Source organism: Rhizobium sp. CF080 (assembly GCF_000282095.2).
Lineage (GTDB): Bacteria > Pseudomonadota > Alphaproteobacteria > Rhizobiales > Rhizobiaceae > Neorhizobium.
In genome coordinates, this window is the sequence record NZ_AKKC02000008.1 from 175,675 (window position 1) to 198,489 (window position 22,815).

The 22,815-nt window shown below is 63.1% G+C and carries 22 protein-coding genes; 11 read left to right on the forward strand and 11 right to left on the reverse strand.

The window, feature by feature from the left end; translation table 11 throughout:
- Window positions 1-12: 12 nt before the first annotated feature.
- Genes grxC through PMI07_RS18210 form a run of 4 tightly spaced genes read left to right on the forward strand, consistent with a single transcriptional unit; the run spans window position 13 to window position 2,103 of the window.
- A complete protein-coding gene (gene grxC / locus PMI07_RS18195; RefSeq protein WP_007774047.1) occupies window positions 13-270 on the forward strand; it encodes a glutaredoxin 3 in 258 nt (85 codons plus the stop codon).
- 12 nt (window positions 271-282) lie between these two features.
- Window positions 283-1,137 (forward strand): carbon-nitrogen hydrolase family protein, encoded by an 855-nt coding sequence (locus tag PMI07_RS18200; RefSeq protein WP_024163903.1) that lies wholly within the window; start codon window positions 283-285, stop codon window positions 1,135-1,137.
- Window positions 1,134-1,562, forward strand: coding sequence for a DUF1178 family protein (locus PMI07_RS18205; RefSeq protein WP_024163904.1), 429 nt, complete (start codon window positions 1,134-1,136; stop codon window positions 1,560-1,562). The genes PMI07_RS18200 and PMI07_RS18205 overlap by 4 nt, the downstream gene beginning before the upstream one ends.
- Window position 1,563: 1 nt before the next feature.
- On the forward strand, window positions 1,564-2,103 hold the full coding sequence (locus PMI07_RS18210; protein WP_007770974.1) for a DUF3291 domain-containing protein: 540 nt from the start codon (window positions 1,564-1,566) through the stop codon (window positions 2,101-2,103).
- A 62-nt stretch (window positions 2,104-2,165) separates the two neighbouring features.
- On the opposite strand, the gene PMI07_RS34320 is transcribed toward PMI07_RS18210, so the two are convergent.
- The 4 genes from PMI07_RS34320 to PMI07_RS18230 all read right to left on the reverse strand — a co-directional run bounded on the left by PMI07_RS34320 (window position 2,166) and on the right by PMI07_RS18230 (window position 3,995).
- The gene (locus PMI07_RS34320; RefSeq protein WP_007770976.1) at window positions 2,166-2,465 is read right to left on the reverse strand and encodes a type II toxin-antitoxin system RelE/ParE family toxin; all 300 of its coding nucleotides are present in this window, start codon (window positions 2,463-2,465) and stop codon (window positions 2,166-2,168) included.
- Window positions 2,465-2,734, reverse strand: a complete 270-nt coding sequence (locus PMI07_RS18220) for a hypothetical protein (protein WP_007770977.1) — start codon at window positions 2,732-2,734, stop codon at window positions 2,465-2,467. The genes PMI07_RS34320 and PMI07_RS18220 overlap by 1 nt, the downstream gene beginning before the upstream one ends.
- 62 nt (window positions 2,735-2,796) lie before the next feature.
- Window positions 2,797-3,561 carry a bifunctional 2-polyprenyl-6-hydroxyphenol methylase/3-demethylubiquinol 3-O-methyltransferase UbiG gene (gene ubiG, locus PMI07_RS18225; RefSeq protein ID WP_024163905.1) on the reverse strand — a complete coding sequence of 255 codons (765 nt, stop codon included), beginning with the start codon at window positions 3,559-3,561 and terminating at the stop codon, window positions 2,797-2,799.
- Window positions 3,558-3,995 (reverse strand): hypothetical protein, encoded by a 438-nt coding sequence (locus tag PMI07_RS18230; RefSeq protein ID WP_007771881.1) that lies wholly within the window; start codon window positions 3,993-3,995, stop codon window positions 3,558-3,560. The genes ubiG and PMI07_RS18230 overlap by 4 nt, the downstream gene beginning before the upstream one ends.
- 508 nt (window positions 3,996-4,503) lie before the next feature.
- Between PMI07_RS18230 and PMI07_RS18235 the strand changes: the two genes are divergently transcribed.
- A complete protein-coding gene (locus tag PMI07_RS18235) occupies window positions 4,504-5,397 on the forward strand; it encodes a dienelactone hydrolase family protein (protein WP_007771879.1) in 894 nt (297 codons plus the stop codon).
- A 16-nt stretch (window positions 5,398-5,413) separates the two neighbouring features.
- Here the strand turns inward: PMI07_RS18235 and ugpC are convergent, their stop codons facing one another.
- The 7 genes from ugpC to PMI07_RS18270 all read right to left on the reverse strand — a co-directional run bounded on the left by ugpC (window position 5,414) and on the right by PMI07_RS18270 (window position 14,616).
- Window positions 5,414-6,496, reverse strand: coding sequence for a sn-glycerol-3-phosphate ABC transporter ATP-binding protein UgpC (gene ugpC, locus PMI07_RS18240; RefSeq protein WP_024163906.1), 1,083 nt, complete (start codon window positions 6,494-6,496; stop codon window positions 5,414-5,416).
- Between the two features lie 9 nt (window positions 6,497-6,505).
- Window positions 6,506-7,558 (reverse strand): carbohydrate ABC transporter permease, encoded by a 1,053-nt coding sequence (locus PMI07_RS18245; protein WP_007771799.1) that lies wholly within the window; start codon window positions 7,556-7,558, stop codon window positions 6,506-6,508.
- Window positions 7,558-8,586 carry a sugar ABC transporter permease gene (locus PMI07_RS18250; protein ID WP_007771798.1) on the reverse strand — a complete coding sequence of 343 codons (1,029 nt, stop codon included), beginning with the start codon at window positions 8,584-8,586 and terminating at the stop codon, window positions 7,558-7,560. The genes PMI07_RS18245 and PMI07_RS18250 overlap by 1 nt, the downstream gene beginning before the upstream one ends.
- Before the next feature lie 247 nt (window positions 8,587-8,833).
- Complete coding sequence (locus PMI07_RS18255; protein WP_007771790.1) at window positions 8,834-10,102, reverse strand: ABC transporter substrate-binding protein; 1,269 nt, start codon at window positions 10,100-10,102, stop codon at window positions 8,834-8,836.
- An 89-nt stretch (window positions 10,103-10,191) separates the two neighbouring features.
- Window positions 10,192-12,675 (reverse strand): hypothetical protein, encoded by a 2,484-nt coding sequence (locus PMI07_RS18260; protein WP_007771788.1) that lies wholly within the window; start codon window positions 12,673-12,675, stop codon window positions 10,192-10,194.
- Window positions 12,676-12,682: 7 nt separating this feature from the next.
- Entirely contained in the window at window positions 12,683-13,519 is an 837-nt protein-coding gene (gene kduI / locus PMI07_RS18265) for a 5-dehydro-4-deoxy-D-glucuronate isomerase (RefSeq protein ID WP_007771786.1), read from the reverse strand.
- Window positions 13,516-14,616 carry a glycoside hydrolase family 88 protein gene (locus PMI07_RS18270; RefSeq protein WP_007771783.1) on the reverse strand — a complete coding sequence of 367 codons (1,101 nt, stop codon included), beginning with the start codon at window positions 14,614-14,616 and terminating at the stop codon, window positions 13,516-13,518. The genes kduI and PMI07_RS18270 overlap by 4 nt, the downstream gene beginning before the upstream one ends.
- Before the next feature lie 147 nt (window positions 14,617-14,763).
- Between PMI07_RS18270 and PMI07_RS18275 the strand changes: the two genes are divergently transcribed.
- The 6 genes from PMI07_RS18275 (at window position 14,764) to prmC (ending at window position 22,514) form a co-directional block, all read left to right on the forward strand.
- The gene (locus tag PMI07_RS18275) at window positions 14,764-15,813 is read left to right on the forward strand and encodes a LacI family DNA-binding transcriptional regulator (protein ID WP_007771782.1); all 1,050 of its coding nucleotides are present in this window, start codon (window positions 14,764-14,766) and stop codon (window positions 15,811-15,813) included.
- 143 nt (window positions 15,814-15,956) lie between these two features.
- Entirely contained in the window at window positions 15,957-16,649 is a 693-nt protein-coding gene (locus PMI07_RS33705; protein ID WP_024163907.1) for an SH3 domain-containing protein, read from the forward strand.
- A gap of 269 nt (window positions 16,650-16,918) precedes the next feature.
- The gene (locus PMI07_RS18285) at window positions 16,919-18,193 is read left to right on the forward strand and encodes an aspartate kinase (RefSeq protein ID WP_037087471.1); all 1,275 of its coding nucleotides are present in this window, start codon (window positions 16,919-16,921) and stop codon (window positions 18,191-18,193) included.
- Window positions 18,194-18,273: 80 nt separating this feature from the next.
- Window positions 18,274-20,541 carry a phosphoenolpyruvate--protein phosphotransferase gene (gene ptsP, locus PMI07_RS18290; RefSeq protein ID WP_024163908.1) on the forward strand — a complete coding sequence of 756 codons (2,268 nt, stop codon included), beginning with the start codon at window positions 18,274-18,276 and terminating at the stop codon, window positions 20,539-20,541.
- A 30-nt stretch (window positions 20,542-20,571) separates the two neighbouring features.
- Complete coding sequence (gene prfA / locus PMI07_RS18295; protein WP_007764300.1) at window positions 20,572-21,654, forward strand: peptide chain release factor 1; 1,083 nt, start codon at window positions 20,572-20,574, stop codon at window positions 21,652-21,654.
- Window positions 21,651-22,514, forward strand: a complete 864-nt coding sequence (gene prmC, locus PMI07_RS18300) for a peptide chain release factor N(5)-glutamine methyltransferase (RefSeq protein ID WP_007764296.1) — start codon at window positions 21,651-21,653, stop codon at window positions 22,512-22,514. The genes prfA and prmC overlap by 4 nt, the downstream gene beginning before the upstream one ends.
- The last annotated feature ends 301 nt before the right edge of the window (window positions 22,515-22,815 follow it).

Below are 22,815 nucleotides of genomic sequence, written 5' to 3' on the forward strand. Positions count from 1 at the left end.
CCGGAGAAGATCATGGCAGAGGTTACTATCTATACCCGCGAATATTGCGGTTACTGCGCACGCGCAAAAGCTTTGCTGGACACCAAGGGTGTGGCCTATACCGAGCATGACGCCACCTATTCGCAGGAACTGCGCCAGGAAATGATCGGCAAGGCGAACGGCCGCGCGACCTTCCCGCAGATCTTCATCGACGGCACGCATGTCGGCGGCTGCGACGACCTGCACGCGCTCGACCGGGCCGGCAAGCTGGACCCGATGCTGGCGAACTGAGAGGTGTCTCCCATGGCTTTCAAGGTTGCTGCCATCCAGATGTGCTCCGGCGTCGATCCGGAAAAGAACGCCGCCGACATGGCGCGGCTGGTGCGGGAAGCCGCGGCTCACGGTGCGGTCTATATCCAGACCCCGGAGATGACCGGCTTCCTGCAGCGGGACCGCAAGGCGATGCGCGCCGTGCTGCGCGACGAGGCGGGCGACATCATCGTCTCGACCGCCCGCAGCCTTGCGAGCGAACTCGGCATCCACCTGCATGTCGGCTCGACGGCGATTGCCGTCGATGGCGGCAAGATCGCCAACCGTGCCTTCCTGTTCGCGCCGGGCGGGCGGCAGATCTGCACCTATGACAAGATCCACATGTTCGATGTCGATCTGGACAATGGCGAGAGCTGGCGCGAGAGCTCGGCCTATGAGCCGGGCAGCGAAGCGCGGGTCGCCGACCTGCCGTTCGGCAGGCTCGGATTCGCGATCTGCTACGACGTGCGCTTCCCGCAGCTTTTCCGCACGGAGGCGCTGGCCGGCGCCGAAATCCTGACCGTGCCCGCCGCCTTCACCCGCCAGACTGGCGAGGCGCATTGGGAAATCCTGCTGCGTGCCCGTGCGATCGAGAACGGCGCCTTCGTGATCGCCGCCGCCCAGGCCGGCGTGCATGAGGACGGCCGCGAGACTTTCGGCCATTCGATGATCGTCGATCCCTGGGGCAAGGTCTTGGCATCCGCCGGCGGCACCGGCGAAGGCGTCGTGCTGGCCGATATCGACATCGCCGCAGTCGCTGCGGCGCGGGGGAAGATCCCCAACCTCAAGAACGCCCGCGAGTTCTCGCTCGATGCGGTTCCCGATGCGGCGGGAGGGGTAGCCGCTTGATCAAGTATTCCCTCATCTGCGACAATGCCCACACGTTCGAAGGCTGGTTTTCGGAAAGCGCCGATTTCGACCGGCAGGTGGCGAGCGGGTTCCTCACCTGTCCGGTCTGCAATTCCGCATCCATTTCCAAGACGCTGATGGCACCCTCCGTTTCGACCGCCCGAAAGAAGGAAGAGAAGCAGGCGATGGTGATGGACCTGGCGCGCCAGGAGATGATTGCCAAGCTCAAGGAAGCGGTCGCGGCGATCAAGGCCAATGCCGAGGATGTCGGCGAGAAGTTTCCCGAGGAAGCCCGCAAGATCCACTATGGCGAGGCGGACGCCCGCGGCATCATCGGCCAGGCGAGCCTCGGCGAGGTGCGCGACCTCCTCGACGAGGGCATCGAGATCGCACCGCTGCCGGTCATTCCCGAAGACGCGAACTGAGATGAGCGGGACGGAGAAGCGGCTGGCGATCTATAATTTCGGCCTGTTCGTCGCCCCGTATGAAAGCCCGCAAGTCGAAGGCTTTCGATTTCGCGAGCCGGCCAATTTTCAGGCTGCCGAGCAGGCGGAAGGTTTTCTGGGCCGGTCCGGTTACCCCGGCGAGCCGGGTCCGCGAAGCTGGGGACCACAGGTCTTCCCACGCTTCATCGATGGCAGCGGCTTTGTGACGGCGCCTTCGACGCTGTCCCTATGGGCCGATCTCGAATCCCTGATGGCCTTCACCTATGACGGCGTGCATGCCGATGCGCTCAAACACGCCCGCGACTGGAATGTCGAACGGCGCTGGCCGGCGCTGGTGCTGTGGTGGACGCAGGGCCGCCCGGACTGGGCGGAGGCGGTCGAGCGGTTCGAACATCTCCACGACCACGGGCCGAGCGCCAAGGGTTTCCATTTCAAAGAACCCTACGGGCCGGATGGCGGAAGGATCGCCATCGACCGTGCCCGAGTGCGCGAACTCTCCGCGCGCAATGCGGAGAAGTAGAAGGATCTGCTTGCGCATTTGCTTTCGGCGGCATTGTAGCCGAGCGGGAGAGGGCGAGAATGTTATTCTTCCAGGAAGAGGATGCTTTCGTGGTCCTGGGCGCCATGCAGGATCCTCAAGACGACCAATTCGGCATCCAGGATTTTGTAAAAGATAAGGTAGTTCCCATGCGGCCGGCGGCGGATGTGGGCAGTGCTGCTATGAGGGACTCTGGAAAAGGCGAATGGCATTTCCGCCAATTGGAGGCACTTGCTTTCCAGCTCGGTGACGAAAGTATCTGCTCGAGCAGGATTTGACGGAAAGATATGGTTGCCTATCCTGACGAGATCCTCGATGGCTTCCCGAGAAAGGGTGACTTTCATCACTGCCCGCTTTTAGTGATGCCCAACCGTCTGCGGACTTCCGCAAATGCTTCGTCGATCGGCACCAGCCGGCCGGCTCGAACATCATCGAGACCCTTCTGCAATTCCGCGTCCAGCCGTTCGCGGGCGCGTTCTCGCTCGTATCGCTCGCGCAGCACGGTCTCAATATATTCGCCGGAGGATGTGAACGAGCCACGCTCTGTTTGATCGCGGACGAAATCCTCGATGTCCGGCTCCAGCGTCACGGTAATTTTCACAGCTTCCGTCATCGACTTCTCCAAAACGGGATGCTCGGAGCTTATCACAGGAACGGCAGGCCGTGGAAGTTGCCTCACGCCGGCCGTTTCGCCAGCATCATGTAATTCACGTCCATGTCCGGCGAGAGGTTCCAGCGGTCCTGGAGGGGATTGAAGAAGACGCCGGTGCGGTGGATGATGTCCATGCCGGCGGCCGAGATCGGTCTTTCGAGTTCGTCCGGGCGGACCAGCTTTTCGTATTGATGGGTGCCGCGGGGCAGCCAGCGCAGGATGTTTTCGGCGGCGAAGATCGCAAGCGCGCCTGCCTTAAAGGTGCGGTTGATGGTGGCGACGAACATCAGGCCGCCGGGGCGGACCATGTTGGCGCAGGTGGTGATGAAGAAATTGACGTCCGCGACGTGTTCCACCACTTCCATGTTGAGCACGACATCGAAAGTCTCGCCGGCTTCGGCGAGCTGTTCGGCGGTGACGGCGCGGTAATCGACCGAAGTGCCGGTCTCCGCCGCATGGGTGGAGGCGATGCCGATGTTCTTTTCCGACGGGTCGGCGCCGACGACGGTGGCGCCCATGCGGGCGATCGGCTCGGAGAGCAGGCCGCCGCCGCAGCCGATATCGAGGATGCGCAGGCCGGACAGGGGAAGGTGGCTCTTCGGATCGCGGCCGAAATTTTCGGCAATACGATCGCGGAGATAGGCGAGCCGCACGGGGTTGAACTTGTGGAGCGGCTTAAACTTGCCGGTCGGGTCCCACCATTCGGCGGCCATCGCGGAAAACCGGTCGACTTCGCTCTGGTCGATCGTCGTGCGGGGATCGAGCGTGCTGCGGGCGGCTTCGGTCATGGTCCTGCTCCTTGTTCTATCGTTGAAGTCGGATGCAGCGGGCGAGAAGTCAAGAGATGTTTCTTGGCGCGCCGCCTTGCCGCAACCAGGATGCAGGCGCAGAGCACGTCGAGATTCGGTTCATCGATCGCTACCTGCTGGAGCTTCTGCATGGTCTGTTGGAAGAGTTCATAATATTTCGGTTCGCGATTGGCGATGCAAAGCGGAAGATCGGCGCAGGCCTTGCCACTCAGGCCGATCTCCTGCTGGGCGCGGACCTTCCAGAGCTGATGCGCTGACGGGACCATCGGGCCGCTGCAGACACCCCGGCGGCGGCAGGCCCGCAGGCGACAGAAGCCGGTGCCCATCAAGGTGATGGTCGCCGTGGCTCGGCATAACTCTTCATGCTGTTCGGCGCGAAGCCTTTCGTAGTCGCTCAAACCCGATTTATCCATGTTCTTCCCTGAACTTCTTGCAAGACGGACTCCGTCCTTGGCGATCTCGGTTTCTTTCGTCACCCTGGGGTCAAACCCAGGTTCGGCCGGGACACGTCGTGTGCCTCGTAATAAATTTAGTTAGGTGACACGCGACGTGTCCCGTTCGGTCATGTTTTTCCGCGCAACTCCGGTCCCTCTGCGGCGGCACGGGCTTCAAGTCCTTGCGGATGCCATACCGGGTTGTGTGCGACACACGCACGCCCCGCCAAAAGGCGAGAGGGGGACCATTTTCTGCGCAGCCCCTGATGGCCCACCTGCATGACAGCAGATCACCAAGGCACCGGTCCCGCCTCGCCGGTCATGCGGGCCGGTGTAGCCGAAACGGGACGGGTCGATTGTAGGCACCTGATCATACGGCGGGGATGCGAGAGGAGGAGTTTTCGTCTATGTCTTTGAAAAGCCGCGGGGCACAAAAGGCAGTCGTCCTCGCTTGGAGGGCAAGGATGATCAGCCGGGAGGAGGGGCGATGGCGATCACGGTTGAGCGATTGAAGGAGCTGCTTGCCTTCGAGGAGGCTGTCCTGACGCTTACGGACAGTTCCGCGGAAATCCGGGACGGTTATATTCTCGAGAGGCTGCGGTTTCGCTTGGGCGACGGGACGGAAGTGCGCGGCTTCCTGACCCGGCCGAGCGAAGGCTTCCTGACTGCGGGGCCGGCGATCCTGCATGCCCACGCGCATGGCGCCCGGTGGGATATCGGCGCCTCCGAACTGATCGAGGGCCGGCCGGCTCTGCTCGATGCGCCGGGGCCGGCGCTGGCGCGTGAGGGATATGTGGTCCTGTGCATCGACATGCCGACGTTCGGCGAACGCGCCGGGGTAACCGAGGATGCGGCGACCAAGGCGGCCCTCTGGCACGGGAAAACGCTGTTCGGGCAGATGCTTTCGGAACAGGCCGCGGCGCTGACCTGGCTTGCAGGGCGGCCGGAGGTCGATCCGCAACGGATCGGCGTCGCGGGGCTGTCGATGGGCGCGACGCTTGCTTATTTCCTGGCGGCGATCGACCCGCGGGTGAAGGCGAATGCGCACCTATGCTGCTACGCGGATTTCGCGACGCTCATCGAAACCGGCGCCCATGATCTGCACGGCCATTACCTGACCGTGCCGGGGCTGCTGAAGGAAACATCGATCGGCGAGATCGCCGGACTGGCGGCGCCGCGGCCGCAGCTGATCTGCATCGGCTGGGACGACCCGCTGACGCCGCCTGACGCGGTGGAGCGCGCCTTTGCCGAAACGGAGGCGGCTTATCTGAAGGCCGAAGCGCTCGGCGCGCTGGTCTTCCTGCCGGAGGCAGGCGTCGGCCATCGCGAGACGGCGGCGATGCGGCGGGCGATGCTGGTGTTTTTCAAGGGGTATTTGTGAGGGGCAATTCTGGAAATCAGCACCCCTTCACCCTCAGCCCATTGCGGTCGAACAGGTGCAGCGGGGCGCCGGCGACGGAGAAGTGAGCTTCGTCGCCCGGTGAAATGAGCTTCTGGCCCGGAACGACGGCGAGGAGTTTTTCGCCGTTCAGATCCGCATGGATGACCGTTTCGGAGCCGAGCGCTTCGACCAGCCGGACTTTCACCTTGAGGCTGCCGGGATCATTGGCGAGCGTGATGTGTTGCGGGCGGATGCCGATCGTCAGCTTGTCGCCGACGGAGAGGGAATGGCCCGAGAACGGCACGAGCAGGCGGTGGCCGCCGGATGTCGCAAGCGTCGCGGCGCCGTTCTGCAGCTCAGTGACTTCGCCGGCGAGGAAATTCATGTGCGGCGCGCCGATGAAGCCGGCGACGAAGCGGTTGGCGGGCGTGTTGTAGAGATCGAGCGGGGTGCCGACCTGTTCGATCTTGCCGGCGCGCATCACGACGATGCGGTGGGCGAGCGTCATCGCCTCCACCTGGTCGTGGGTGACGTAGATCATCGTCGAGCCGAGGCGGCCGTGCAGGGCTGCGAGTTCGGCGCGGGTCGAGACGCGCAGTTCGGCGTCGAGGTTCGACAGCGGCTCGTCGAGCAGGAAGGCAGTCGGGCGGCGCACGATGGCGCGGCCGATCGCGACGCGCTGGCGCTGGCCGCCGGAAAGCTGGCCGGGCCGGCGTTCCAGATAGGGTTCGATCTCCAGCATGCGGGCGGCTTCGAGGATGCGCTCGGCGACCTCGGTCTTCGGCATGTTGGAATTTTCCAGCCCGAAGGCGAGGTTCTGGCGCACGCTCATGTGTGGATAGAGCGCATAGGACTGGAAGACCATGGCAAGGCCGCGATCGGCTGCGGACACCTCGTTGACGCGCTTGCCGTCGATCTCGATCTCGCCGCTGGAGACCTTTTCGAGGCCGGCAATGGTGCGCAGCAAGGTCGATTTTCCGCAGCCGGACGGGCCGACGAAGACGATGAACTCGCCGTCCTTGATCTCGAGGTCGATGTCCTTCAGGACGTCGACCGCGCCGAAGGATTTCTTGATTTTGGTGAGTGTGATCTCGCCCATCGGTGATCCTTATTTCAGGCCGGTGCCGGCAATGCCGGTGGTGATGAAACGCTGCAGGAAGATGAAGACCAGCACGACCGGGATCATGGTCACGACCGTCATCGCCAGGATGAAGTGCCACTGGACGTTCAGCTCGCCGGAATAGATGCTGAGGCCCACCTGCAGGGTGTAGAGTTCGCGGCGCGACAGCACGATCAGCGGCCACAGGAAGTCGTTCCAGCGCCAGACGACCGAGAAGATCGCCAGCACCGCGAGTGCCGGCGCCGTCAGCGGCAGGACGATGCGCCAGTAGATCTGCCACTCGGACGCCTTGTCCATGCGCGCCGCGTCGATCAGTTCGTCCGGGATGGTCAGCATGTACTGACGCAGGATGAACACGCCGGTCGGGGTGGCGACCGTCGGCAGGATGACGCCCCAGAGATTGTTGAACAGCCCGAGCGACGAGATGATCGAATAGAGCGGCACCATGATCACCGAAAGCGGCACCATCAGAGTCGCAAGGATAACCAGCATGGCGAGCGAGCGGCCGCGGAATTCGTATTTCGACAGCGCGAAGGCGGCCATGGAATTGACGATCAGGGTGATCAGCGTCGCCGTCACCGTCACGAAGACGGAATTCCACAGGTATTGCAGGAAATCGAACTGGGTGAAGGGCGTCGTGTAGTTTTCCGTGGCAAACGAGACCGAGCGGACCGGGGTGCGATCGTTGATGTTGACGCGGACGATTTCGCCGGGCGCCTTCGGATCGACCATCTGGGCGACGAGGCCGATGCGGCGCACTTCGGCCAGCACCTTGGTCGAACCGTCCGGCATCTTGGCGTCGAACAGCTGCAGCGGCTTGTCGTAACCCTGCACCGTGGCCTGGCTGGTGACGTAAGGCAGGATGGAGGGCGGGAACTCGGCAAGTGCCGCCGGTGTCTTGAACGACGAGAAGGCGAGCCAGACGGCCGGGCCGAACATGATGATCAGTCCGCCGACGAGCCAGACCCAGGTGACGATATCCGTCCAGTGCCAGCTTTTGCCGCCGCGGCGGCGCAGAATGAAACGGGAGGCGACACCCATCAGCGTTTCCCCTTCTTTTCGCCGCGCTGGCCAATGCCCAGCTGGATCAGTGTCAGAACGACGAGCACGAGGCCCATCAGGATCGAGGCGGCGGCGGCAAGGCCCGGATTGCGGAGTGCCGAGGCGAAGCCGGTCTCGTAGATATATTGGGTGAGGTAGAGCGTGCTGGTGCCCGGACCGCCGCCCGTCAGTACGTAGACCTCGTCGAAGATCTGCACGGCGCGGATGAGCGCGAGCACCACGACGACCAGGAGATTGGGCATGAGCAGCGGCAGCGTGATGCGCCAGAAGACGCGCGCCGGCTTGGTGCCGTCCATTTCTGCCGCTTCATAGAGATCCTTCGGGATCGCCTGCAGGCCGGCGAGCAGGATCAGCGCATAGAAGCCCATATGTGCCCAGAGCGATACGCCGATCGTGGCGACAAAGGTCCAGTTGCGGTCGGTGAGCCAGGTATAGGGCTCGACGCCGAACTGGTAGAGGCCGAAATTCAGCAGGCCCTGGCGCTGCAGGATCCATTTCCAGATCAGGCCGACGACAACAGGCGACAGGAGCACGGGGAAGAAGAACACGGCGCGCCAGAAGGAGCGGGCGGCGAGATCGCGGTTGAGGATCAGCGCGGTGATCAGCGCCGTCAGGATCATCAGCGAGACCTGCAGGACCACGAACCAGAACGTGTTGCCGACGGCGGTCCAGAAGGCATCCTCCTGGCAGGACATCGGATCGAGATAATTGGCGCACTGGAACAGACGGGCATATTGGTCGGCGCCGACGAACTGGCGCTCGGTGAGGAAGAAGGCCGTGCCGCCGGTCATCGAGTAGACGAAGTTGATGACGAGGGGCAGGAGCACGAAAATGCCGAAGATCAGCATGTTCGGAGCAAGGAATACGGTCGCCATGCCGCCGATGCCCGCCGCCTTCTGGACGGCGCGCAGGGGGATGTCGATCGCGCGCATCAGGAGATGCACGGGCGCCATGAGGAGGCTGCCGAGGCGTTCGGTGAGGGTGGGTGAGGGCGTCGGTGCGGTCATGGGGTCACTCCCTCTTCTCCCCAGCGGGGAGAAGGTGGCCCGAAGGGTCGGATGAGGGGGGGCGCCAGCCTCAGGACGGAAAGGGATTGCCGTGTGGCCCCCTCATCGCCTCGCTTCGCTCGGCACTTCTCCCCGCTGGGGAGAAGAGGGAGTCCGTGGCTGCGTTCCGTTTCCAGAACCAAATAGGCGGTGGTCTCCCCCCCAAACCGGGGGAGAGTGGATGTCGGAAGGTGGGTAGCAACCGCCATCAAAGGCCGCTATCCTTGACCTTCTGGGCGATATCCGCGTCGATGCGCGTGAACGCGTCTTCGAGCTTTAGTTCGCCGGCGAGCGTCTGACCGACGCGGGTGACGATCGCGGCATAGACTGTGTCGGACCAGCGCCAGCCGGGCAGCTTCAGGGCGGTGTCGGCGGTGGTCTTGGATGCCTCGACATATTTAGTCAGGGCCGCCTTGGCGAAGGCATTGTCGGTCTTGAAGTCCAGACCGCCCTTGTCGACCACGCCCTTGTGACCGGGCAGGAAGAGGGTCCGCTCGGAGAATTCCTTGACGATCTTCTCCTGGGCGAGCCAGTCCATGAGGGCTGCGACCTCTTTCGGGTTCTTGGTATATTTCACCGCCACGAGTGCCGCGCCGCCGGGCATGCCGGTGCAGGCTGCCGGGCCGCAGGGGCTGCCGGTCGCCACCCAGTCGAAGTTGTTGCCGATCTTGGTGGCAAGGTTCGCCACCTGCCAGGAACCGGAATAATAGAAGGGAAGCTGGCCGTTGATGAAGTCGTCGGCGGCGGCGCGATAGGTGTTGCCGGCGGCCGAGACCCAGACGTCCTTCGAGAAGGAGCCGTCACCGACCCAGCCGACGAACTTGGTCAGGAAATCCTTGGCGCCCTTGTCGAGCGGGGCGGGCTTGCCGTCCTTGCCGATATAGTTGGCGCCGTAGGACAGGAGCGGAGCGGTCAGGCGGTGGCCGGAACGGTCGATCGCCATGGAGAACGGGGTCTTCTGGCTTTCCTTGACCTTCTTGGCGGCTGCGGCCCACTCGTCCCACGTGGCCTTCGGGCCCGGAAGCGGAACACCGGCCTGGTCGAACAAGGTCTTGTTGGCAAAACCGCCGGTCAGGGTGATCTGCGTCATGAAGCCGGAGATCTGGTTGGAACCGTCCGGACGCATCCAGTCCGCCTGAGCGCCGAAATTATCGTCCCAATACTTGGCATCCTTGACCAGCGGGCGCAGATCGAGCCAGTGCTTCGAATTGTCCTTGATCTGGGCGACACGGGCGATGTCCGGGCCGTTGCCGGCTTCCAGCTGGACCGGCAGCTGTTCCCTGACGACGCTGTACGATACGTTGTCGAGGATGACGTTGATGCCCGGGTTTTCCTTCATGAAGCGACCGACGAGGTCCTTCATGACGTCGCCTTCGACGCCGTCCGAATACCACATGATTCGCACGTCGCCGGCATGCGCCGCCGTCGACATGAGAAGGGCGAGCGCTGCGCCCGCCAGAAGCGATTTGGTTTTCATGCTCATTTCCTCCTCTAAGTGGACAGGGCCTCCTCCCGTCCGGTTTCCTTAAGGCGCACTTCTGTGCGCCTTAACCTGAAAAATCCTCGTTATGCGGAGCCCAGCATCGTTGCTTCGCCCCTCACGGTATAATCCGCCCGCGCGATGACGCGGCCTTCGGCTTCCACGGAGCCGTCCTTCCTGAAGCGGACGGTACCATATTCCGGATCGTCGATAACGACGGTGCCGTCAGGCCCCTGCCGCGCCGCGAGCCCGCTGAAGCGATACTCGACGGCCATGAGATTGTTCGCCTCGCAGACGCGGACGATCCAACGGGTCTTCTGGCCGTACTGGCGCAGTTCCGCCCCGGCCGATGGCCCTTCGGTCACAGCCTCCAGCTTCGAGGGGCTGATCAGCAAGACGGCACCCTTGCCCGAACGGGCCAGCGCCATGCCGCCGGAAACGCTGGTTTCGTCGAACTCCGCCTTCGGGAACCAGGCATGAGTGAAATCCGGCTGTTCCTCGTAGGTGGTGAATTCCAGGATCGCCAGGCCGCGATACTGCTGGGCGCGGGGGATGGTGCCGCAGCCGCCCCAATAGGACGGGCGGCCATAGCCGAACTGGATGGTCTCGCCCGGATGGTTGATCCAGATCGCGGCCTCAGGCTTGTCGCCGAGGCGCAGGTGCAGAACGGTTTCCTGGTAACCCCATTCGTCCCAGCGGTAATGAACCGTCGAGCCCATGGCGAAGTGCTCGCCCTTGTAGTGATAGAGCGCGGCGAAGGAGTTTTCGCCCTGGGCGAAACGCCATTCCTGGTGCTGGCTGCCGCGGTGATCGGCGATCGCGGCAAGCTCGGACGGGATTTCGAGGCCGTGGTCGCGCAGGCAGACGGCCATCTGCGGCAGGCAATGCACCCGACGGCCATACCAGCCCTTGCCCCACAGCAGGCGGGCGACGCCGGAAAGTTCCAGCGACCGGCCGGCGCAGAGCGTGTGCTCGTAGGAGCGCCCTTGAGCCGCGGTGACCATGCCGTGATGGGCGGAGCGGGCGATGATTTCGCAGAGGCGGACGATGCCGGCTTTGGCGCGGTTGGCGATATCCTTGTCCGGCGAGAGCGCTGCAAGCGCCGTCAGGCCCTTGAGGTCGATCGGGAAATAGGGCGCCGAGTTGAATTCGGCCATTTCCCAATGTTCGAAATGGTCGAGCCAGGCGCGGACGCGGGCGGCACCGACGGCGCTCTGTTCGGAACCCTTGCGGCCGGAGCGCGCGAAGGTGGCGTCGGGCAGGAGATGGCCGGCGAGATAGGCCGAGGTATGGAAGAGCAGGGCGTGGTTTTCGGAAAAATACCACTGCACGTCATTGCCCGGCTCATCCATCCAGTAACGGTAGTTGAGGATGGCGCCGTCGATGCGGGCACGGGTCTTTTCGTTGATGTCCTTGCCCCAGACGGTGCGCGACCAGATGAGCGGGACGAGCGAGAAGTCGGCGCAATCGTGGCAGTCTTCGATCGAGGGCAGGATCTCCTCGATCATCGCATCCGTATCGGGGCCGGAACGGCCGCTGGCGAGACGGGCGAAGGCGCGCACGGTGTCGCGTTCGGAATTTTCCGAAATTTGCGCCAGGGTTTCGCCAATGCGATCGGTCAGCGATGCAGGAGCCTGCCCCTGGCTTTCGGCATGGCAGATCTCGACGCCGAGCGAACGGGACACGACGAAGCCGCCGGCATTCAGCGTGATGCGGAAATGGCGGAAATCGGCGGGCGCCTTTTCCGAGGGGCCGACATTGAGGCTGGTGGCGCCAGCCGGCAGGGTGAAGTCAAAATCGAAGCGCTCGCGCGACATGAAATCGCCTTCGACCGCGACATTGACCTGCACTTCGACCGGCAGGGGCTCGGAGAGGAGCAGAGTGATGTCGCCGCCGAAATAATGCTGGCGGTCGAAAAACATGGTGTCGAGCGCCGCTTCGAGGCTGGCTGCGACGGTGCTTGCGACCGGAACGGGCAGGGCGACGCTGGCGGCCGGGCCAGAGACATAATCGAACTGGTAGAAATAACGGGCGTCGCGTTCGGCGAGGTCGTCGAAGAACAGGGTGATCTCGTTCAGGCCGGCGACGAGCGGCAGTTCGAATTCCTGCTTGGCTTCGAGATTGCGGCTATAGGGCGCCATCCAGCCGGCTTCCGTGCCGTTGACCCAGATGACCGCGCCGCCGCAGGTGCCGAGCCGGATCTTTGCCGTGCCCGCGGTTTCCGCCTCGATATAGGTGCGCGTCCAGGTGGCGAGCCGGGTCGGGCGGAACCAGAAGCCCGAGAGATCGAGCCGCGGCGAGCCGAAAGGCAGCCACCAGCGGGTGGCATCGAAGAAACCGCGGACATCCGGGCGCTTGCCGCGATAGGTCTCGGCAAAGATGGTGCGGCAGGGATATTCGTGCGGGATGAAGTTCTTGACCTTGGTCAGAAAGAAGAATGGGTCCATCTCGCCCTTCATCGGGGCGTCCGGCACGTCGAAACGTTCTTGTGCAATAGGGCCGAGCTGCCAATATCGGACGGCTTCGCCCGGCTTCAACGTCTTTCGCATCCAGTTTGCTTCGGGGTTCATGGCAGTCTTATCTCAGCTCGCTCAGGGCCACCGTGGCCACGTCGTTATATTCCTGGTTCTCGCCGGTCATGCCCCAGACGAAGGCGTATTGCGCGGTGCCGGCGCCCATGTGGATCGACCAGGCGGGAGACAGCACCGCATCGAGGTTCTTCACAACGAGGTGGCGCGTCTCTTCCGGGCGGCCCATGACGTGGATCACACGCTCTTCTTCGGGCAGATCGAAATAGCAATAGGCTTCCATGCGGCGCTCGTGCAGATGCGGCGGCATGGTGTTCCAGATGCTGCCATCGGCGAGATCGGTAATCCCGAGCAGAAGCAGGCAGGACGGCGTGACTTCCGGATGGATGTACATCCGCAGGTTCCGCAGATTGGCGCGCCTGGCATCGCCAAACGTCAGCATCTTGGATTCCGCCCGCTTGATGAGGCGGTGGGGGATATCGGCGCCTGCGGGAACCGAGTTCATGTAGAACCGGGCGGGCTTGTCCGCCGAGGCGCTGGCGACCGAGATGTCCTGCGCGCCGCGGCCGATATAAAGGACGTCGCGGTTTTCCAGGGTGAAACTCTTGCCGTCGACCGAGACGACCCCGGTGCCGCCGAGATTGGCGATGCCCATTTCGCGCGCCGAGAGCAGGAAGGGTGTGCCGATGTCCTCGCCGGAGCCGAAGCTCAGCGTCGACAATACCGGAACCGCACCGCCGAGGATCAGGCGGTCGACATGGGTGTAGGTGAAGGAGACCTTGTCCGCCTGGAACAGGTCCTCGATCAGGAATTCGCCGCGCAGGCGCGCGGTGTCATAGGTCTTGATGTCGTTGGGGCCGGCCCCGTAGAGAACCTTCATCGTCATGGCGTCTCGCCTCCCGTTTCCACATGCCGGATGGCTTCGGAAAGGCACAGGATCGAAAGCGCCTGCCCGTAGCCGGTCGGCTGGATGGGGATATCCCGATAGAATTGCAGATCATGGCCCATGCGCGTGCCATAGGAGACGTTGAGCACGGTGCCGGTTTCGTCGATATTGTTGAGAACAGCTTCAACGGCCTTGAGGCCGGCGACGCGCCATTCATGGGTGCCGAGGCCGAGGCGGTAGCCTTTCAGCAGGCCGTAACCGAAGCCTGCGGTCGCCGAAATTTCCTCGTAGGACGACGGATCGTCAAGCAGGGTGCGCCAGGCGCCGGAGGCGGCCTGCAGCGGCAGCAGCGCGTTGACCTGCGCCGTCAGCACGCCGAGCAGGAAATCCTTCACCGGCTTCGAAATCTCGGCAAGGTCGAAAAGATCGAGCATGCCGGCGGTGATCCAGGCATTGCCGCGCGCCCAGCGGGCTTCCGCAAAATTGTGGCGACCCTGGAACGTCCAGCCGTGGAACCAGAGGCCGGTCCTGGTGTCGGCGAGGTAACGGGAATGGACGAGGAACTGCTTTGCCGCCTCGTCGACCAGTTCGCGGCGGCCGCTTGCCTCACCGTAGGACGCGAGGAAGAGGGCGACCATGTAAAGGGTGTCGTCCCAGAGTTCGTCGTCGTTGACCTTGTCGGAAACGTGATGCTCGAAGGCGCCTTCCTCGGTGCGGCCCATGCTGCTCATGACGCGGTCGGCCCAGGCGTCGAGGACCGGCTGCCAGCGCGGGTCGCGGGTTTCGCGCCAGAGGACGGAGAGGCCGAGCATCGGCGCCGTGGTGTTGACGTTGAGCGTCGGGAGGCCGGCTTCGATGCGGGACGCGTACCAGTTCTCGATCAGCGCCTTCAAATCTTCGCGACCGGTGAACAGCCACAGCCGGATCAGGCCATAGAGGCCGACGCCCTGCGGCCATTCCCAGCTTTCGAAAGAGATATAGTCGCCGGCGGTCCCGTCGAGATTGGGTTCGTGGAAACGACCGTCGTCGCGAAGCCCGGTCATGCCGGTCACGAGGCGGTCAAGCTTTTCACGGATGTCCCGGGCTGAAAGGCCCATGTCTCAATTCCTCCCTTTGCTGCAGCATTTGCTGCGCAGCATTTTCGATCCGCTTCTCCCGAGCGATGACCTATGAAAACATCTGAAAATTGATTGCGCAATCTGAAAATTTTTTGCAGTGTGCGCATCGGTGAAGGGGAGGATGTCATGACGGCGACGATCGTGCCGGGCAAGCGCGGCAAGAAAAGCCGGCGGGTGCGGCTGGAGGATATTGCGGAAAAGGTGGGCGTATCGCTCTCCACCGTTTCGCGGGCGCTGGCCGGGGAGAAGGGCGTGCGCGCCGACATCCGCCAGCGGATTCTCGAAGCCGCGAAAGACGCCAACTACGCCATGCCCGCGCCGGTCGCGGGAAAGAAGGTGATCCTCGCCGCCTCGAGTGCCGCGATGATCGACTATGTGCGCAACCAGTTCACGCTTTATGTGCTGGAGGGCCTGCGGGACCGGGCGCAGGCGCTCGGGCTCGACATCGTCACCCGCGCCGTTGCCGACCAGTCCGAGGAAAAGGTGGTGCTGGAAGAGGCGCGGGTCGATCCCGACGTCGCGGGCCTGCTGTTTTTGACCGTCGACGACGAAGGCATGCTCGACGCCACCCGCGGCTTCGGCAAGCCGGTCGTGCTGATCAACGGCGACGATCCGATGATGCGGCTTTCGAGCGTGACGCCCTGCAATCGTTCTGCGGCGCATCTGGCCGCCGACTATCTCATCCGGCTCGGGCACAAGCGTATCCTGTTCCTGATGCGCCCGGGAAGGCGGACGATCGACCGGCGCCGGGAGGGCTGGCAGGATGCCTATCAGCATCATGGACTTCCGTGCCCCCCGGATCTGGTCGTGCCGGTCGAAGACTGGCTGCCGGAGCTCGCTGCCCAGGCGGTGAGCGAGCGGTTGCGCAAGAACGGGCTCGATTTCACGGCCGTGCTGACTGCCGGCGACAGTCTCGCCGTCGGCGCGATGATGGGCGTGCAGCAGATGGGTTATACGGTGCCGGGCGATGTTTCGGTCATGGGCATGGACGACCTGCCGCAGGCCGCCTTCCTCAATCCGCCGCTGACGACCGTGCATATTCCGATGCGCGAGCTGGGTGCCGTGGCGCTCGATCTTTTGAGGGACGGGATGACGGGTTTCGCAAACCCGGCGCGGCGGGTGGAACTCGCCTGTCACATCGCCGAGCGGCAGTCGACCGGGCCGGCCAAAGGTTAACGCCGGCCAAACGGTTTATTCATGCGCCATTCAGAGGCATGCTGGAACAATAGGGATGTATCGAACATTGATATGCCGAGGTAATCCGTTCGGTAGATGGTCAAGCCGGTTCGAACGTTATTCGGTTTCTCAGGAGGAAGCCCGTGAAGAAAATTCTGATGTCCGTTGCGGCACTTTGCGCCCTGTTCGTGGCGCCGTCGATTGCGGATGCGGCCGTGCGCGGTGTCGCTACGGCCAATGTCAACATGCGGTCCGGACCTAGCACCGGCTATCCGGCCGTTGACGTCATTCCGGTCGGTGCGTCAGTGACGATCTATGGCTGCATGAGCAGTGTCAACTGGTGCGACGTCGCCTTTGTCGGCGGTCGAGGCTGGGTGTCCGGCAATTACGTGCAGGCGACCTATCGTTCCAACCGCGTCTATGTGGCACCCGACTATTACGAGGGCCTCGGCATTCCGATGGTCACCTTCGACGTGGGCAACTACTGGGGCCGCTACTATCGCAACCGCGACTTCTACCGTGATCGCGATCGCTGGGACCGCTACGACTGGAGGCGCGATGCACGTCTTCCGCCGCCTCCGCCCCCGCCGCCGCGCTGGGACCGTGACGGGCCGCCGGCACGCTTCGATCGGGATCGCAGCTGGAGCCCGGGCGACCGGCAGCCGCCTCGGCCGCCGCGCTGGGAAGGCAATCGCGACCGCGACAACTGGGATCGCGACCGCCGTTCTTCGCCGTCGCGCGCTGATACCGGACGGACAGAGCGCTACGAGGGAGAAATGAATGAATGCCGTAACAACCCCGGTAATTGCGGGATGCAGGGCGGCTCTAACAATTAAGCCTGTTTCGCAGGTCGACCGCCAGCGGGATCAATGGGATAGGTAGATGATGAGGGCCGCCTCCGGCGGTCCTTTTGCGTTCGTCATAGTCGGCGCTTTATGTCGAGCGTACCGTTCGGCTATGTTCTGACCATTGCGCCTTTTCAGCCTTTTCGATAAGAGACCCCGCAACTTGGATATCCCGACACAAACGGCGGGATTTCGAGGCGGTTTGAAAGCAGACGCCCAAGGCTCCCGAATCTTGAGGCGAAACAGTGGTTTTGGTCGGTATGGCTCGCATCGTCATGAAGTTCGGCGGCACTTCGGTCGCCAATCTCGAACGCATTCACAATGTCGCGCGCCATGTGAAACGGGAGGTCGAAGCCGGACACGAGGTCGCGGTGGTCGTCTCGGCGATGTCCGGCAAGACCAACGAGCTTGTCGGCTGGGTGCAGGACATGCCGAAGGTCTCCGGCGCGAACTCGCCGTTCTACGACGCGCGCGAATATGATGCGGTCGTCGCATCCGGCGAGCAGGTGACGTCCGGCATCCTTGCCATCGCCCTTCAGTCGATGGGCATCAATGCCCGGTCCTGGCAGGGCTGGCAGATCCCGATCCGCACCGATAGCGCCCATGGCGCGGCACGGATCATGGAAATCGATGGTTCCGAGCTCATCAAGCGCATGGGCGAGGGCCAGGTGGCCGTCGTCGCCGGCTTCCAGGGGCTCGGCCCCGACAACCGGATCGCCACGCTTGGCCGCGGCGGTTCCGATACGTCGGCGGTGGCGATCGCGGCTGCGGTCAAGGCCGACCGCTGCGACATCTATACGGACGTCGACGGCGTCTATACGACCGACCCGCGTATCGTGCCCCAGGCGCGGCGCATGAAGAAGGTCTCCTTCGAAGAAATGCTGGAAATGGCATCGCTCGGTTCGAAGGTTCTGCAGGTGCGCTCGGTGGAGCTCGCCATGGTCCACAAGGTCCGCACCTTCGTGCGTTCCAGTTTCGAGGATCCCGATGCGCCGGGCATGGGTGACCTTTTGAACCCGCCCGGTACTTTGATTTGCGACGAGGAAGAAATCGTGGAACAGGAAGTCGTCACCGGCATCGCCTATGCCAAGGATGAAGCGCAGATTTCGCTCCGGCGCCTTGCCGACCGGCCGGGCGTATCGGCGGCGATCTTCGGCCCGCTCGCCGAAGCGCATATCAATGTCGACATGATCGTGCAGAACACGTCGGAAGACGGTTCGCGCACCGACATGACCTTCACGGTGCCTTCCGGAGACGTGCAGAAGGCCATGAAGGTGCTCGACGACAACAAGGAAAAGATCGGCTTCGACGTCGTTCAGACCGAATCAGGCCTGGCGAAAGTGTCGGTCATCGGCATCGGCATGCGCAGCCATGCGGGCGTTGCCGCGCACGCTTTCAAGGCACTTGCCGAAAAATCCATCAACATCAAGGCGATCACCACCTCGGAAATCAAGATTTCGATCCTGATCGACGGTGCCTATTCGGAACTCGCTGTTCGGACTTTGCATTCCGCTTACGGTCTCGATAAGAGTTGAGAATGAACCGTTTGGACGCGTCGGCAGTTGGGGGCGCCGTCTTGCGGTTGGGGTGACCTCGTTTCGGGAGAGCATAGGCGATGAGAGACCTGTCGGCAGGTCCGCGCGTTCTGTTGAAGCGGCTACGCGAGTTGATGGCGGAGCCGCTCGAGCCACAGGAGCGCCTTGACCGGATCGTCCGCCAGATCGCCAGCAACATGGTGGCCGAGGTCTGCTCGGTCTATGTGCTCCGCTCCGACGGCGTTCTCGAGCTTTATGCGACCGAAGGCCTCAACAAGGAGGCCGTCCACACTTCGCAGCTGAAGATGGGCCAGGGCCTTGTCGGCACGATCGCCGCGTCCGCCCAGCCGCTCAACCTTTCCGACGCGCAGGCGCATCCGGCGTTCCGCTACCTCCCGGAAACCGGCGAAGAAATCTACCATTCCTTCCTCGGCGTGCCGATCCTGCGGGCCGGCCGTACGCTCGGCGTTCTCGTCGTCCAGAACAAGGCGAGCCGCAACTATCGCGAGGACGAGGTCGAGGCGCTCGAAACCACGGCGATGGTAATCGCCGAGATGATCGCCACCGGCGAACTCAAGAAGATCACGAGGCCCGGCCTCGAACTCGACCTCACCCGTGCCATCACTATCGACGCCGACGCCTATAACGAAGGCATTGGCCTTGGCCATGTGGTGCTGCACGAGCCGCGCATCGTCGTGACCAATCTTCTCAACGAAGACGCGGAGAAGGAGGTCCAGCGGCTGGCGGAATCGCTCGGGTCCTTGCGCATCTCCATCGACGACATGCTGTCGCGGCGCGAAGTGTCCCAGGAAGGCGAGCATCGCGAGGTGCTCGAGACCTACCGGATGTTCGCCCACGACCAGGGCTGGGTCCGCCGCATGGAAGAGGCGATCCACAACGGGCTGACGGCGGAAGCGGCAGTCGAGAAGGTCCAGAGCGATACCAAGGCGCGGATGATGCGCCTGACCGACTCCTATCTGCGCGAGCGGATGCATGACTTCGACGATCTGGCCAACCGGCTTCTGCGCCAGCTGACCGGTTTTTCCGGCCGCGCCTTCGATGAAGGGTTCCCGGCGGACGCGATCATTCTCGCCCGCGCCATGGGGGCGGCCGAGTTGCTCGACTATCCGCGCGCCAGCCTGCGCGGCTTGGTGCTTGAAGACGGAGCGGTGACCAGCCACGTGGTGATCGTCGCGCGGGCCATGGGCATTCCGGTCGTCGGCCAGGCGGCCGGTGTCGTGGCGCTTGCCGAAAACGGCGATCCGATCATCATCGACGGCGACGACGGCCAGATTCACCTGAGGCCGGTTCTCGACCTGCAGAAGGCCTACGAGGAAAAGGTACGCCTGCGTGCCCGCCGCCAGGAGCAGTTCAAGGCGCTGAGAGACGTCGAGCCGCTCACCAAGGACGGCAAGCGCATCAGCCTGCAGATGAATGCCGGCCTGCTGGTGGATCTGCCGCAGCTTGCCGAATCCGGCGCGGATGGCATCGGCCTCTTCCGTACCGAGCTGCAGTTCATGATCGCCTCGACCATGCCGAAGCTCGAGGAGCAGGAAAGCTTCTACCGCAACGTCATCAAGCAGGCGGCCGGCCGGCCGGTGACGTTCCGCACGCTCGATATCGGCGGCGACAAGGTCGTCTCCTATTTCCGCGCCCAGGAAGAGGAAAACCCGGCGCTCGGCTGGCGGGCGATCCGCCTGTCGCTTGACCGGCCCGGACTTCTGCGCACTCAGCTTCGGGCGCTGCTGCGGGCTTCCGCCGGCGCCGAGCTCAAGATGATGCTGCCGATGGTGACCGAGGTTTCGGAAATCCACGCGGTGCGCGAGCTGATGCAGAAGGAAGTGCAGCATCTTTCGAAATTCGGCCACAGCCTGCCGCGCAAGCTGCAGTTCGGGGCGATGCTGGAGGTGCCGGCGCTGATGTGGCAGCTCGACGAGCTGATGGCGGAAGTGGACTTCGTCTCGGTCGGCTCGAACGATCTGTTCCAGTTCACCATGGCGGCCGACCGCGGCAATGCCCGGGTTTCCGATCGTTTCGACAATCTCGGCAAACCGTTCCTGCGCATTCTGCGCGATATCGCGCGGGCCGGCGAACGCAACAAGACGGTGGTGACGCTGTGCGGCGAAATGGCGGGCAAGCCGCTCTCGGCCATGGCACTGCTCGGGGTCGGTTTCCGCTCGGTTTCCATGTCCCCGACCTCGATCGGTCCGGTCAAGGCTATGCTGCTCGGACTTGACATCGACCAGCTGTCCGCCGAATTGAACGCAGCACTCGACGATATAAGGTCGTCGGAGCCGATCCGCGCTCTGCTTGTGCGGTTCGCGGAGGCCAACAATATTCCCGTCTAGCGGATAAAAAGAAGAAAACGGAGTTAGTGGGTGGCGAAGCTTCCTGTCGAAAAGATGCGCGAGCTGGAACGCCGGTTCGGCGAGATCGAGGCGCGCATGTCGGAAGGCCCGGCTGCCGACGTCTATGTCAAGCTCGCTTCCGAATATTCCGAACTGCAGCCGGTGGTGCGCAAGATCCGCGAGTATGAAAAGTCGATCGCCGAAGTGGCCGATCTTCGGGCGATGCTGACCGACAAGGGCACCGACCGCGAGATGCGCGAGCTTGCCGAAATGGAGCTGCCCGAGGCCGAGGAGCGGCTGGAAGGTCTCGAAAAGGACATGCAGCTTTTGCTGCTGCCGAAGGACGCGGCCGACGAGAGGAGCGCGATCCTCGAAATCCGCGCCGGCACCGGCGGCAACGAGGCAGCCCTTTTCGCCGGCGACCTGTTCCGCATGTATGAGCGTTATGCCGCCACCAAGGGCTGGAAGGTCGAGGTCCTGTCGGCCAGCGAAGGCGAGGCCGGCGGCTACAAGGAAATCATCGCGACGGTGACCGGCCGCGGCGTGTTCTCGAAGCTGAAGTTCGAATCCGGCGTGCACCGGGTGCAGCGCGTGCCCGATACGGAAGCGAGCGGCCGTATTCACACGTCGGCGGCAACCGTGGCGGTGATGCCGGAAGCAGAGGAGATCGACATCGAGATCCGGCCGGAAGATATCCGCATCGATACGATGCGCTCGTCCGGCGCCGGCGGCCAGCACGTCAACACGACCGACTCCGCCGTGCGGATCACCCACATGCCGAGCGGCATCGTGGTGACCAGCTCGGAAAAATCGCAGCACCAGAACCGCGCCAAGGCGATGCAGGTACTGCGGACCCGCCTCTACGACATGGAGCGCCAGAAGGCGGACAGCGAACGGTCCGCCGACCGCAAGAGCCAGGTCGGATCCGGCGACCGGTCCGAGCGCATCCGCACCTACAATTTCCCGCAGGGGCGGGTGACCGACCACCGCATCAACCTGACGCTCTACAAGCTCGATCGGATGATGGAAGGCGATATCGACGAAGTGGTCGATGCGCTGATTTCCGACTACCAGGCCGGCCAGCTCGCGCAGCTCGGCGAGCAACAGGGATGACGATACTTTCCGCAGCCGTCGCGGATGCGAGATCGCGGTTTTCGGCGGCGGGCCTGCCGGATGCGGTGATCGAGGCGCGGCTGTTGATTGGCGGGCTGCTCGGGCTTTCGAGCACGGAAGTCTTTACCGGCGGCGACCGGCTGCTGACGGGCGAGGAAATCGCCCGGATTGCGAATGCGGTCGAGCGGCGCTTGAAACGGGAGCCCGTGCACCGCATATTGGGGTCACGTGAATTCCACGGCATGGAGCTCCTGATTTCCAAGGAAACGCTGGAGCCGCGCCCGGACACGGAAATCCTGGTGGATTCGATGCTTGCCCATGTGAGGCAGATTGTCGCAGTCAAGGGTTCGGCACGTATCCTTGATCTTGGTACAGGAACCGGTGCGATCGTTCTGGCGCTCCTGAAGGAAAGCCTGGACGTTCAAGGAATCGGCAGCGATATCTCGGAAGACGCCCTGCAAACGGCGACGCGGAATGCGGCGCGGCTGGGAATGTCCGAAAGATTTCAGGCGGTCCGCAGTCACTGGTTCGACGCAATTTCAGGGTGTTTCGACATAATCGTGTCAAATCCACCCTATATACGAAGCGATGTTATCCCCGCACTGGAACCGGAAGTCCGGGATTTCGATCCGCTGGCAGCGCTAGATGGAGGTCCGGATGGGCTTGAAGCCTATCGCGCGATTGCAGCGAGTGCAGGAGATTTCCTCGAAAAGGACGGCGTTATCGGCGTCGAGATCGGGTTCGATCAGAAGGAAACCGTGAGTGCGATTTTCCGCATTGCCGGCTTTACGCTGGCGGAGGTTGTGCGCGACTACGGCGACAATGATCGGGTTCTCGTATTTACCGTGAATCACCCTTGATTTTTCAGACAAAAGAAAAGGCTTGGATTCCCGGAGGAAGCGGGATAGCTTGCAGATACGCACTGGGACGGCTGGGAATGAACAGCGATTCGTTCGGGTTACAGGGCAACCCTTTGATCCTTCTCTTTTCGAAGAGTTGCGAAGGTTGAACAATTCCCGGTGCGTGAATCAGTTAATTTGACTTTCACAAGCGGCAGGACGCTTTGGTCGGCCTGTGCGCGGCACGCGAAGTCTTGTTCGGCTCTGTCCGGCAGGTCGCGTGGCCCCTTATCAGCGAAGACAGAGAATTGGTGAACGATAG